The sequence below is a fragment of the Allosphingosinicella sp. genome, from assembly GCF_036403745.1.
Lineage (GTDB): Bacteria > Pseudomonadota > Alphaproteobacteria > Sphingomonadales > Sphingomonadaceae > Allosphingosinicella.
The window spans coordinates 84,951-96,069 of sequence record NZ_DASWQI010000098.1 but is presented as its reverse complement, the minus strand read 5'-3'; the positions used below and the strand labels follow the sequence as shown (position 1 = coordinate 96,069).

Here is an 11,119-nt window from a genome sequence, read left to right as displayed (position 1 = left end):
AGGCGCGCGCGACGAGGCCCGCAGCGTCAGGCGAAGTTGATCGCCTGGCCGCCGACGTGCAGGTGATCGAGGAACATGCTGTTGGTGCCGTTGCCGGAGCCGTCGGCGATCTGCCAGCCGAGCACGATGCTGTTCGCATCGACATGGATGCCGCCCGTCGGCGTGAAGCCGGCCGCGCTCTCCCAGGTGCTCAGCGTCGCGAAATTGGGGCCGAAGTCGATATTCTGGCTGGGCGAGTAGGTGTGCTCCCACGCCTTCCAATTGTCGCCGCTCAAGTCGGCATGCTGCCAGCTGCCCTGCGTGACAGGGCTGCTGCCCTGGTAGGCCCATTCGAACACGAGGTCGACGCGGTCGTTGGTGGTGGCGAGATTGCCGTCGGCGTCGAGGGTGATGCGGAGCACCGGAATGACGTCGGTGCGGTCCGAGCTTTGAACGAGATAGTCGAAGCTCAAATCGCCGAGATTGCCGAGCTTCACCTGGTGCGCCGCGTCGAACCCGTCGTCGACCCGGAGGCGGCCATTGCTGCTGTCGGTGACGAGGTGCAGCGCCGCTTCGCCCTGGATGGTATCGATGCTGATCGCGCCGAAGCGCGCCTCGGTGAACAGCTGCGTGCCGTCGGCCAGCGTGCCCTGGTTGGTTGTGACGTCGCCCGGCCCGTGATTGGCGGCGGCGAGGCCCGACACGTCCATCGTATAATGGCCGTCGGCGAGGGCCTTCTTCTGGTAGCCGAAGCCGTTGCCCTTGCCGGTATCGTTGCCGTTTTCCTTGGCGATTCTGCTGCTGACAGCCATGCTCTAGGCCCTCCCTTTGTCGTTGGAACGCGGGACAGGCGGCGCGGGGAAGGGTTTCGCGACCCTCCCCCCGAGTCGCGGCGCGGACATTGCGGCTCCGCAACGGAAGAGTCCATGTGCGGGACGGCCCGCCTGTCCGATTTCGGCACGGTCGAAACGGGCTTTTGCGGTCCGCTGGGCGGTGGCATGGGTGAGCGAGCCTTGCGGCCGTCGCGGGCGGGGAGAGCGCGCGGGTGCCGGTCAACATCCTCCACGTCCATTCGACCTTCGCGCTCGGCGGCAAGGAAGCGCGGGCGGTGCGGCTGATGAACGCCTTCGGCCCCGCGGCCCGCCATACCATCCTCACCGCCATGCCCGGCGAAAGCTCCGCCCGCGCCGCCATCGGCGCCGGGGTCGAGGCGCACTTCCCGGAGCACAGCCCGGCGCTCACCGGCTGGCCGACGCCGCGGCGGCTCAGCCGCATCGCGCGGGCGATGCGCGGCTTCGACCTCGTCCTCACCTACAATTGGGGCGCCTTCGACGCGGTGATGGCGCGGCGGCTGTTCGCCGGAACGATTCGGCTCCCCCCGCTGATCCACCACGAAGACGGATTCAACGCCGACGAGGTGGAGGCGCTGAAGCCCCGCCGCACTGCCTATCGCCGCCTCGGCCTCCCCGCCGCCCACCGCCTCGTCGTTCCTTCGGAGACGCTCGAGACGATCGCGCGCACGGCTTGGCGGCAGCCGGAGGGGAGAATGGTGCGCATCCCCAACGGGATCCCGCTGGCCGACTATGCAGCGCCGCCCGAGCCGATCCCCGGCGTCGAGAAGCGGCCCGGCGAAGTGCTGGTCGGCACCGTCGCGGGCCTCCGCCCCGTCAAGAACTTGCCCCGCCTCGTCCGCGCCTTTGCAGCGATGACGTCGCCGGCGCGGCTCGTCATCGTCGGCACCGGCCCCGACTGCGAGCGCATCGCCGCGGAGGCGGGCCGCCTCGGCGTCGCCGACCGGGTGCACATGCCCGGCTTCCTCCCCGATCCCGCCCGCTGGATCGGTAGTTTCGACATCTTCGCTTTGTCGTCCGACAGCGAGCAATTCCCGATCTCGCTCATCGAGGCGATGGCCGCCGGGGTGCCGGCGGTGGCGACGGCGGTCGGCGACGTCGGCCATATCGTCTCCGCCGACAATGCACCGCTCATCGTCGCGCGGGAGGACGAGGCGGCCTTCGCCGCCGCCCTTGAAAGTCTCGCCGCGCGGCCCGACCTCCGCCGCGCCATCGGCCGCGCCAACCGGGCGCGGGCCGCGGCGCGTTATGACGAGGCGGAGATGGTCGCCCGCTACGCCACGCTCTATGGCGAAGCCATTGGCCGCCGCGATGCGTTCATGACGCGTCAGGCATGATTTTGCGGGCATTTCCCGCCGCCCGCTTGTATAGCCGCGGGCGATTTTACTCGGAGGCACGATGTTCAAGGGTTTGAAGCCGATCCTCTACGGCGGCCGCGAAGTATGGCCCCTCGTGGAGGGCGGCAAGGGCGTGTCCGCCACCAACCATGCGAGCTCCGGCGCCTGGGCGGCGGCCGGCGGCATCGGCACCGTTTCCGCCGTCAACGCCGACAGCTACGATCCCGAAGGCCGCATCGTCCCGCAGGTCTACCATGCCCTCACCCGCCGCGAGCGGCACGAGGAGCTGATCCAGTACGCGATCGACGGCGCCGTCCAGCAGGTCCACCGCGCCTACGAGATTGCCGGCGGCGCGGGTGCGATCAACATCAACGTGCTGTGGGAAATGGGCGGCGCGCAGCGCGTCCTGCAGGGCGTGCTCGAACGCACCAAGGGGTTGGTCGCGGGCGTCACCTGCGGCGCCGGCATGCCCTATAAATTGTCCGAGATCGCAGCCTCTTACGGCGTGAATTACCTGCCGATCATCAGCTCCGGCCGCGCCTTTCGGGCGCTGTGGAAGCGGGCCTATTCGAAGGCCGCCGAATGGCTCGCCGCGGTCGTCTACGAGGATCCCTGGCTCGCCGGCGGCCATAACGGCCTCTCCAACGCCGAGGACCCGCTGAAGCCGCAGGATCCGTATCCCCGCGTCAAGGAATTGCGCGAGGTGATGCGCGAGGGCGGCATTCCCGACAGCGTGCCGATCGTCATGGCCGGCGGCGTCTGGAACCTGAAAGAGTGGGAGAATTGGATCGACAATCCCGAACTCGGCCAGATCGTCTTCCAGTTCGGAACCCGCCCGCTCCTCACCAGGGAGAGCCCGATCCCCGAGGATTGGAAGCAGCGGCTGATGACGCTCGAGGAAGGCGACGTCCTCCTCCACCGCTTCTCGCCCACCGGTTTTTATTCCTCCGCGGTCCGCAATCCCTTCCTTCGCGCGCTCGAGGCGCGCTCGCACCGCCAGATCGCCTTCACCAAGGAGGAATTGGGCGACCATTGCTTCCAATTGGACGTCGGTGTCGGCGGCAAGAAGAATTACTGGGTGACCCGCGGCGACCTGCTCCACGCGCGCGAATGGCATGCCCAGGGCTTCACCGACGCCCTGAAGACGCCCGACGAGACGCTGGTGTTCGTGACGCCCGATGAGAAGTCGCAGATCCGTAAGGATCAGGCCGATTGCATGGGCTGCCTCTCGCAATGCGCTTTCTCGTCCTGGGCGGACAATGAGAAGAATTCGACCGGCCGCCTCGCCGACCCTCGGAGCTTCTGCATCCAGAAGACGCTGCAGGACATCGCCCATGGCGGGCCCGTCGAACACAACCTCATGTTCGCCGGCCACGCCGCCTTCCGCTTCAAGAAGGACCCCTTCTATTCGAACGGCTTCGTGCCGACGGTGAAGCAGCTGGTCGACCGCATCCTGACGGGCGATTGAGTCCAGTGCCTCCCCATCGGCGAGCCGATGGGGAGGGGGACCACCGAAGGTGGAGGGAGCGGAGGTTCGCGATCGACCCGCTGCCGAGCGCGAATACCCCTCCACCAGCTACGCTGGTCCCCCTCCCCATCTGTCGATGGGGAGGCAGATTCAGGCGACCCGGTCCGGCAGTTCGCGGCCTTCCTGAAGGGCGAGGATGTTCTCGACCACCTTCATCCCCATCGCCGTCCGCGTCTCGACCGTGGCGGAGCCGAGGTGGGGGAGCAGCACCACATTCTCGAGCGCGAGCAGGCGCGGGTCGACGTGCGGCTCGTTCGTGTAGACGTCGAGGCCGGCTCCAGCGATCGCGCCCGTCTCAAGCCGCTCGATCAAGGCTTCCTCGTCGACGATCGCGCCCCGCGCGGTGTTGATCAGGAAGGCATGCGGCCCCACCAGCGCCAGCCTGCGCCGGTCGAGGAGATGGTGCGTCGCGGCCGAATAGGGCGCGTGAAGGCTGACGAAATTCGCCTGTCGGAGCATCGCGTCCATATCCGGCTCGAACCGCGCCTCCAGCCTCGCTTCCACGTCCGCCTCAACGCGGTGTCGGCTATGATACTCGATATGCATGCCGAGCGCCCGCGCCCGCAGCGCCAGCGCCTGGCCGATCCGCCCCATCCCGACGATCCCCAACCGCTTGCCCGTAAGGCTGGTGCCGAGCTGGTCGGTCGGCCCCCAGCCGCGCCACGCGCCCGCGCGGAGCGTCCGCTCGCCAGCGCCTAGCCGCCGCGCCGCCATCAGCATCAGCGCGAGTGCGATGTCGGCCGTGTCCTCGGTGAGCACGCCCGGCGTATTGGTCACCGCGATGCCCCGCGTACGCGCCGCATCGAGATCGATATTGTCGACGCCGACGCCGAAGTTCGCGACCAGCTTCAGCCCAGGCCCCGCGCTCTCCAAAAGCGCGGCGTCCACTGGATTTGCCACGCTCGGCACCAGCACGTCGCTGTCCGCCAACGCCTCGATCAGCGCCGTGCGCGGCATCGGCGCATCGCCGGGATTGAGCGCGGCGTCGAACAGCGCCGACATCCGTGCCTCCACGCCATCGGGCAGCCGGCGCGCCACCAATACCTTCATCCGCCTCATCCGTCCCGCCTGGGGAAGGGGAGGGGGGAGCGTCAAGCGCGAAGGAGAGTTGAACCCATCGCCCCGTCCTGCCTAAGGGTGGGCGGAAGAAGGAGCGCGCCACACCATGCCGAAACGCCTCGTTGCCGCCATCGCCCTTGCCGTATTCGCGGCGGCCGGCGCGTACGCAGCCGACAGCGAGAAGAAGCCGCCTTATTGGGCCTCGGTCACGGCCGGCAAGGCGCTGATGCGGACGGGGCCGGGGCGCAATTATCCGGCGGTGTGGCTCTATGTCCGTGCCGATCTGCCGGTGAAGGTGATCGAAACCTATCCCAATTGGCGCAAGGTTCAGGATCCGGACGGCGCGACCGGCTGGATGCTGCAGCGCCTGCTCAGCGACACCCGCACCGGCCTCGTCACCGGCTCCGAACCGCGGGCCCTGCACGAAGGGCCGGACGAGCATTCGGCGGTCACCTTCCGCGCCGAGCCGGGCGTCGTAGGGCGCCTCTCGCGTTGCGGCGGAGGCTGGTGCATGTTCGACGCCAAGGGCCGCCGCGGCTATATCCGGGTCGAGCAATTATGGGGTTTGGACGCGAGCGGCACGCTCGGTTAGGAGATTGGGAAATGACGGGGGTGAAGCAGGGGGATTTCGAAGGTGCGGTCGGCGAGAGCTGGGAGGTCGACGGGCCCGAGGGCACGATCGTCCCGCTCACGCTCGAGGTCGTGCAGCCCCTGCCGCGCGCGACGCGCGAGGGAGGCGCGTTCCGGCTCGAATGGTCGGGTCCGGGCGATCTCGTCCTGCCGCAGGCGACCTATGCGTTCAGCCGTGGCGGCGAGCGTTCGGATATTTTCATCGTGCCGATCGCGCGCGTAGAGGACAGGATCCGCTACGAAGCCCTGTTCATGTGATGGGGGCGTCCGTCTGATCGGCATTCATCCGACCGGCGGCGCCCGCCATTCCATGAGATCGTAGATGCCGTGCTCGTCCACCTTGGCGAAGCCGAGGCGGAGGTAAAGCCGCATCGCCGGGTTCATCCGCTCGACGTGGATCGACAGCGCCTTGCCCTTTGCCGCGGCGTCCTCCAGCAAATCCTCGATCAGCGCACGGCCAATCCCGCCGCCGCGCGCGTCCGGAAGGAGGGCGATGTCGATCAATCGGATCTCCCTCTCCCATTCCTCGATGTAGAGCCGTCCGACGGCGGTGCCGGCCCGTTCGACGACTAGCCACTCGGCGTTCGGATAATGCGCGCGGTAATGCCGGTGCTGCGCATCAAACTGGTGGGAGAGGAAGCGCACCTGGTCGGCCGCCGGCCATCCGGATTGCGCCACTTCCTCCAGCCGGGTCGAGAAATAGGTTTCCGCAAGATGCGGGAGGTCGTCGTCGGTCGCCGGGCGGCAGGTGACGCCGAGAGCCCCGGCTCGGCGAATCGGCGGCGGCATCGGCGTTAGTTGAACACCGCCATCGGCAGATCGCCTTGGCCGTCGAGATGAACGTGGAGGGCGGGGTATCCGCCGGCGCTCAGCCGATACGTGCCGCTTCCCGGCGGGAGTCGGCCGACGGCCGTTTCGAACGTCGCGACGAACGCATGGTCCCTGGCGAGGCCCGCCGGCCGTGCGCCTGACGAAGGCAGAGCCTCGACGGAGGCGAGCCGCAGGCCCGCCGTACCGGCAGGCGTTTCCGCCGCGAACAACGTGCCGACCGCCGCTTGCCAATCGGCGATGCCGCCGGCCGCGAGCTGGCGCTTGGCCGACGCCGCGCTTTTACCGCTGGATGCCTTGAGCCCCGCCAGCCCGGCAGCGCGAGCGGGTGCGGCGATGGCGGCGGCGCCGGCCGCAGCGATGGCGCCCCCGATAAGGGTTCGGCGTGCGAAGTGGGTGTTGTTGTTCATGGCCGCGTCTCGATCCAGATTGGGAGCCCCTCTACCACGCGGCGGGCTCGTTCTTGCTTACCTCGTCCGGAAGGGGCGGACACCCGGCGCACTTGCCCCCGCGCCGGCCTGTCCGCCCCCCTCGGCACTCCTAGATCCGCCGCTTAGCTGCGCGGCGGGAACACCCCTTGCAGGGCAATGCAGAAACTGAGCGTCAGATAAGGCATCATATTGTTGTGCGGCAGGCTCGCGCCGGCAATCGGCAGCGCCTGGAAAGCCATCGCCGTAAGCCCGCCGGAGGTGTCGGCATAGGCATTGCCGTTGAAGCTCTTCGACAACACGCTCGTCGCGGTGGGCGTTGTCGTCGTCGAGAGGATATTGACGCCGTTCAAAGTGTGATTGTGCGCGGGCATCTCGGAGTCGAGCAGCGTGACGGTTTCCTCGCCGCCGGTCTCGCCAAGGTCGCGCAGCGAGAGGCCGTTGCCCTGGCCCGGCTGCATCGGCGTCCTGCCCTGCAGATCCGGCAGCGCGAAGTTCGACTTGCCGTCGCCGCCATAGGTCGTGCCCAGCAGCGAGAACAAAGCGGTGTTCTGCGAAAGCGGCAGAAGCTGCCCGTCGCAGAACGCCCAGCCCTTGGGGGCGAAGTTGAACGGAAAGATCCGGATTTCGGCGACAAAAGGATCCACTGCGAACTCTCCTGTTTAGGTCTGGCTGGGGAAGATCCCGAACAGCGAGATGATGAAGTTGACGCACAGGTAGGGCTGCATGTTGTCATGCGGCTGGCTGCCGCCGTCGGGAGCGATCGCCGCCGCGTTCATTGCCGCAGTCGGCGGCGTCACGTTGGGCTTGTAGAGACTCACCGGCGAGAGCGCCGCCGTCACGCCGCCACCGGGCGCTGGCTGGGTGCCGCCGTCCGTGCTCGCGATCAACGGGTGGGTATGGCTCGGGATCTGCTGCGTGGTCAGCGTGACCTGCTCGACACCGGCGGCCTCGGCGAGCTGGTATGTGATGCCGTTCCGCGTCCCATTGTGAATCGGCAGGCGGCTCTGCATGTTCGGCAGGGCGAACGTGCTTTGGCCATCGCCGCCATAGGTGGTGCCGATCAGGTTGAAGAGCACCTCTTCCTCGCTGATCGGCAGAAGCTGACCCTCGCAGAACATCCAGCCGGCGGGGGCGAAATTGCCCGCAAACATGCGAATCTCGCCAACATAAGGTTGTGCCATGAAAATTGCCCCTCAGTTTTGCGACGGGAAAATGCCCTGAAGGGCAATGCAGAAGTTGACTACCAAATAGGGCGACATGTTGTTGTGCGCCTGGCTGCCCCCCGTATTGGACACGGTTCCAGCCAGGAGGGTCACGAGGTTCGCACCCGGCGCCCTGTAGCCGCTGGAAAAGCCGCCCAGCAGGTTGCCGGTCGGCACCGGCAACGTGGCGTCCTTGTTCGCGCCGTTCAGAACGTGGGTGTGCGCCGGCATTTCGGACATCGACAGCGTATGCGCCGGTTCGCCGCCCCTCTCGCCGAGCGTATGGCCGCTGCCCATGTGCATCGGTACGCTGCCGCGCACATCGGGCAGCGCGAAATTCACGCGCCCATCGCCGCCGTAGGTGGTGCCGAGAAGAGAGAATAGCGCCTGGTTCTGATTGATCGGCAGGAGCTGCCCGTTGCACTGCGCCCAACCCTTCGGGGCGAAGACGAACGACATCATGCGAATTTCGCTGAGAAACGGTTCGGACATATATTACCCCCCTGGGGCGTAATGAATAACGCAAATCAATCTGGCTGCAATCCGTCGCAGGCGAAATATTTTTCCCGGTTAAGAAGCAAGTCTACGGCACTTCGTGCGCGAAAAGCGGTGAGTCATTGCGCTTGCCCGCGCACTTTGGCATCGGCTCGGCATGTGTGAAGCCGATGCGCCGCCGCCGCTCGCCGACTTGGCCGAAGGCTCGCTGTTTCTCGATTTCGACGGGACTCTCGTCGCTCTAGCCGATCGCCCCGATGCGATCGCCGTGCCGCGTCACCTGGCTCCCCTGCTCGACCGCGTCGCCGCGGCGCTAGGGGGGCGGCTCGCCATCCTCACCGGCCGCGCGCTCGCCGATCTCGACCGGCATCTCGCGGCGCCGCATCTCGCCGCCGCCGGTTCCCACGGACTCGAACTGCGCGGCGCCACCGCGCAAGCCGAGCACACCGCCGGTCCAAACGCGCTCGTTCACGCCCGCGCCGCGCTCGCAGCCTTCGCAGCCGGCGCTCCGGGCCTCCTCGTCGAGGACAAGCCGGCGAGCGTCGCGCTCCATTACCGGCTTGCCCCCGAGCGCGAAACGGCGGCGCTGGCGCTCGCCGAAAGCCTCGCCGCCGCCACCGGCCTCGCGGTCCAGCGGGGCAAGATGGTCGTCGAGCTGCGCCCGCCGGGCCCCGACAAGGGAGACGCGGTTCGTGCGCTGATGGCGGAACCGCCGTTCGCCGGTGCGCGTCCTGTCGTCGTGGGCGACGATCTGACCGATGAAGACGGCTTCCGTGCCGCGGCCGCGCTCGGCGGCTTCGGCATTCTGGTCGGTGCCGCGCGGGTTACCGAGGCGCGCTACCGGCTTCCGGGCGTCGAGGCCGTCCACGCCTGGCTGGAGGCGGGCGCGCGTGACTGACCTCGCCCTCTGGCCGATCGGCAATTGCCAGGTCTCGGCGCTGGTCGATTCCGCCGCCGGCTTCGTCTGGGCGTGCCAACCGCGCGTCGACGGCGATCCGCTCTTCTGCTCGCTGCTCAGCCCCAGAGCGGAATCGCCGCTGCCGCGCGGCGAATGGCGGATCGCGCTCGAGAACCAGGTGAAGGTCGAGCAGAGCTACCTTCGCAACACCGCCATCCTCTCCACCCGCCTCACCGACGCCGACGGCGCCGTCGCCGAGATTTTCGATTTCTGTCCGCGCTTCGAGCGCAGCGGGCGCATGTACCGCCCCGTCGCCTTCTGCCGCATCGTCCGCCCCGTCGCCGGCGCGCCTCGCGTCCGCATCGCGCTCAACCCCGCCACCAATTGGGGCGAGGGCGACGCCGAGCGGACCAGCGGCACCAATCACATACGCTATCTCTTGAAGCCCCAGCCGCTGCGCCTCACCACCGACGCGCCGGTCGGCCAGCTTCTCGAAGGCCGCGCCTTCCGCCTCGAACGCGCCCACCATTTCTTCCTCGGCCCGGACGAGCCGTTCGCAGGCAACGTCGCCCAGAGCCTCGCCGCCTGGCTGCACGAGACGTCGGACGAATGGCGGCAATGGGTCCGCGGCCTCGCCATCCCGCTCGAGTGGCAGCGCGTCGTCATCCGCGCCGCCATCACCCTGAAATTGTGCCAGCATGAGGAAACGGGCGCGATCGTCGCCGCGCTTACCACCTCGATCCCGGAAGCCGCCGATTCGGGCCGCAACTGGGACTATCGCTATTGCTGGATCCGCGACGCTTACTACACCGTGCAGGCGCTGAACCGGATCGGCGCCCTCGACGTCCTCGAAAACTATCTCGGATATTTGAGGAATATCGTCGACGACGCGCGCGGCGGCCATATCCAGCCGCTCTACGCCGTCTCGGGCGAGCCGACGCTCGAGGAGCGCACGGCCGACGCGCTCGCCGGCTACCGCTCCATGGGCCCCGTTCGCGTCGGCAATGCCGCATACACGCAGATCCAGCACGACGCCTACGGCCAGATCATCCTGTCGAACGTCCAGGCGTTCATCGACGAGCGCCTCTTCCGCAAGGCCACGGACGCCGATTTCCACGCCCTCGAGCGGATCGGCGAGCGCGCCTGGGAAATGCACGACCAGCCCGATGCGGGCCTGTGGGAATATCGGACCCGCAGCGCCGTCCACACCTACAGCGCGGTGATGAGCTGGGCCGCCTGCGACCGCCTCGCCATGGCGGCCGAAGTGCTCGGCCTCGACGACCGCGCCGCCCTGTGGCGGGAGCGCGCGACCGCGATCCGCGCGCGCATCGAAAAGGAGGCCTGGTTCGCGCCCGAGCAGCGCTTCGGCGCCAGCTTCGGCGGCGGCGAGCTCGATGCCAGCCTCCTCCAGCTCGTCGACATGCGCTTTCTCGCCCCTGACGATCCCCGCTTCGCCGCCACCTTCGCCGCCGTCGAGAAGGGCCTGCGCCGCGGCGAGCACATGCTGCGCTACGCCGCCGAGGACGATTTCGGCCTCCCGGAGACCGCCTTCAACTTCTGCACCTTCTGGCTGATCGAGGCGCTCCACCTCGCCGGCCGCGGCGAAGAGGCGCGCACGATCTACGAAAAGACCCTCGAGCGCCTCACCCCCGCCGGCCTCCTCTCGGAAGACACGGATTTCGGCACCGGCGAGCTGTGGGGCAATTACCCCCAGACCTACTCCCTCGTCGGCCTCATCAACTGCGCCATGCTCCTCTCCCGCCCGTGGAGCGCGGTGCGATGAGGGGGGTACCTCACCGGGGACAGTCACTCGCCGCGCGGGCCGGTGAGATTGCGGATCGGCGGCCGCGGCGAGTGACTGTCCCCCCGCGCCATTTCGAT

At 68.1% G+C, this 11,119-nt stretch carries 13 protein-coding genes; 6 read left to right on the top strand and 7 right to left on the bottom strand.

The window, feature by feature from the left end:
* Positions 1-26: 26 nt before the first annotated feature.
* Positions 27-791, bottom strand: coding sequence for a hypothetical protein (locus tag VGC56_RS19355; protein WP_464127549.1), 765 nt, complete (start codon positions 789-791; stop codon positions 27-29).
* Positions 792-1,024: 233 nt separating this feature from the next.
* Here VGC56_RS19355 and VGC56_RS19350 point away from each other — a divergent pair, with 233 nt between their 5' ends.
* Positions 1,025-2,167 (top strand): glycosyltransferase, encoded by a 1,143-nt coding sequence (locus VGC56_RS19350; protein ID WP_464127547.1) that lies wholly within the window; start codon positions 1,025-1,027, stop codon positions 2,165-2,167.
* A 61-nt stretch (positions 2,168-2,228) separates the two neighbouring features.
* The gene (locus VGC56_RS19345; protein ID WP_464127545.1) at positions 2,229-3,635 is read left to right on the top strand and encodes an NAD(P)H-dependent flavin oxidoreductase; all 1,407 of its coding nucleotides are present in this window, start codon (positions 2,229-2,231) and stop codon (positions 3,633-3,635) included.
* Positions 3,636-3,785: 150 nt separating this feature from the next.
* Here VGC56_RS19345 and VGC56_RS19340 read toward each other — a convergent pair whose 3' ends face one another.
* Positions 3,786-4,754, bottom strand: a complete 969-nt coding sequence (locus VGC56_RS19340) for a 2-hydroxyacid dehydrogenase (protein WP_464127543.1) — start codon at positions 4,752-4,754, stop codon at positions 3,786-3,788.
* Between the two features lie 106 nt (positions 4,755-4,860).
* On the opposite strand from VGC56_RS19340, the gene VGC56_RS19335 reads away from it, so the two are divergent.
* Positions 4,861-5,346: an SH3 domain-containing protein gene (locus VGC56_RS19335; RefSeq protein WP_464127541.1), complete on the top strand. Its 486-nt coding sequence runs from the start codon at positions 4,861-4,863 to the stop codon at positions 5,344-5,346.
* A gap of 11 nt (positions 5,347-5,357) precedes the next feature.
* On the top strand, positions 5,358-5,642 hold the full coding sequence (locus VGC56_RS19330; protein ID WP_464127539.1) for a DUF6916 family protein: 285 nt from the start codon (positions 5,358-5,360) through the stop codon (positions 5,640-5,642).
* 24 nt (positions 5,643-5,666) lie between these two features.
* Here the strand turns inward: VGC56_RS19330 and VGC56_RS19325 are convergent, their stop codons facing one another.
* From VGC56_RS19325 to VGC56_RS19305, 5 genes are all read right to left on the bottom strand, one after another.
* A complete protein-coding gene (locus VGC56_RS19325; RefSeq protein WP_464127538.1) occupies positions 5,667-6,173 on the bottom strand; it encodes a GNAT family N-acetyltransferase in 507 nt (168 codons plus the stop codon).
* A gap of 5 nt (positions 6,174-6,178) precedes the next feature.
* On the bottom strand, positions 6,179-6,622 hold the full coding sequence (locus tag VGC56_RS19320; protein WP_464127536.1) for a hypothetical protein: 444 nt from the start codon (positions 6,620-6,622) through the stop codon (positions 6,179-6,181).
* Between the two features lie 143 nt (positions 6,623-6,765).
* Positions 6,766-7,287 carry a phage tail protein gene (locus VGC56_RS19315; protein ID WP_464127535.1) on the bottom strand — a complete coding sequence of 174 codons (522 nt, stop codon included), beginning with the start codon at positions 7,285-7,287 and terminating at the stop codon, positions 6,766-6,768.
* Between the two features lie 15 nt (positions 7,288-7,302).
* Positions 7,303-7,824, bottom strand: a complete 522-nt coding sequence (locus VGC56_RS19310; RefSeq protein WP_464127533.1) for a phage tail protein — start codon at positions 7,822-7,824, stop codon at positions 7,303-7,305.
* Positions 7,825-7,836: 12 nt separating this feature from the next.
* Positions 7,837-8,337, bottom strand: a complete 501-nt coding sequence (locus VGC56_RS19305; RefSeq protein ID WP_464127531.1) for a phage tail protein — start codon at positions 8,335-8,337, stop codon at positions 7,837-7,839.
* Positions 8,338-8,497: 160 nt separating this feature from the next.
* Here VGC56_RS19305 and otsB point away from each other — a divergent pair, with 160 nt between their 5' ends.
* On the top strand, positions 8,498-9,238 hold the full coding sequence (gene otsB / locus VGC56_RS19300; protein ID WP_464127529.1) for a trehalose-phosphatase: 741 nt from the start codon (positions 8,498-8,500) through the stop codon (positions 9,236-9,238).
* Positions 9,231-11,021, top strand: a complete 1,791-nt coding sequence (locus tag VGC56_RS19295; protein WP_464127527.1) for a glycoside hydrolase family 15 protein — start codon at positions 9,231-9,233, stop codon at positions 11,019-11,021. The genes otsB and VGC56_RS19295 overlap by 8 nt, the downstream gene beginning before the upstream one ends.
* Positions 11,022-11,119 lie beyond the last annotated feature (98 nt).

Coding starts and splice junctions, on each gene's coding strand:
- otsB (WP_464127529.1), top strand. CDS start 8,498: ATGTGTGAAGCCGATGCGCCGCCGCCGCTCGCCGACTTGGCCGAAGGC.
- VGC56_RS19355 (WP_464127549.1), bottom strand. CDS start 791: ATGGCTGTCAGCAGCAGAATCGCCAAGGAAAACGGCAACGATACCGGC.
- VGC56_RS19345 (WP_464127545.1), top strand. CDS start 2,229: ATGTTCAAGGGTTTGAAGCCGATCCTCTACGGCGGCCGCGAAGTATGG.
- VGC56_RS19330 (WP_464127539.1), top strand. CDS start 5,358: ATGACGGGGGTGAAGCAGGGGGATTTCGAAGGTGCGGTCGGCGAGAGC.
- VGC56_RS19325 (WP_464127538.1), bottom strand. CDS start 6,173: ATGCCGCCGCCGATTCGCCGAGCCGGGGCTCTCGGCGTCACCTGCCGC.
- VGC56_RS19335 (WP_464127541.1), top strand. CDS start 4,861: ATGCCGAAACGCCTCGTTGCCGCCATCGCCCTTGCCGTATTCGCGGCG.
- VGC56_RS19305 (WP_464127531.1), bottom strand. CDS start 8,337: ATGTCCGAACCGTTTCTCAGCGAAATTCGCATGATGTCGTTCGTCTTC.
- VGC56_RS19320 (WP_464127536.1), bottom strand. CDS start 6,622: ATGAACAACAACACCCACTTCGCACGCCGAACCCTTATCGGGGGCGCC.
- VGC56_RS19310 (WP_464127533.1), bottom strand. CDS start 7,824: ATGGCACAACCTTATGTTGGCGAGATTCGCATGTTTGCGGGCAATTTC.
- VGC56_RS19340 (WP_464127543.1), bottom strand. CDS start 4,754: ATGAGGCGGATGAAGGTATTGGTGGCGCGCCGGCTGCCCGATGGCGTG.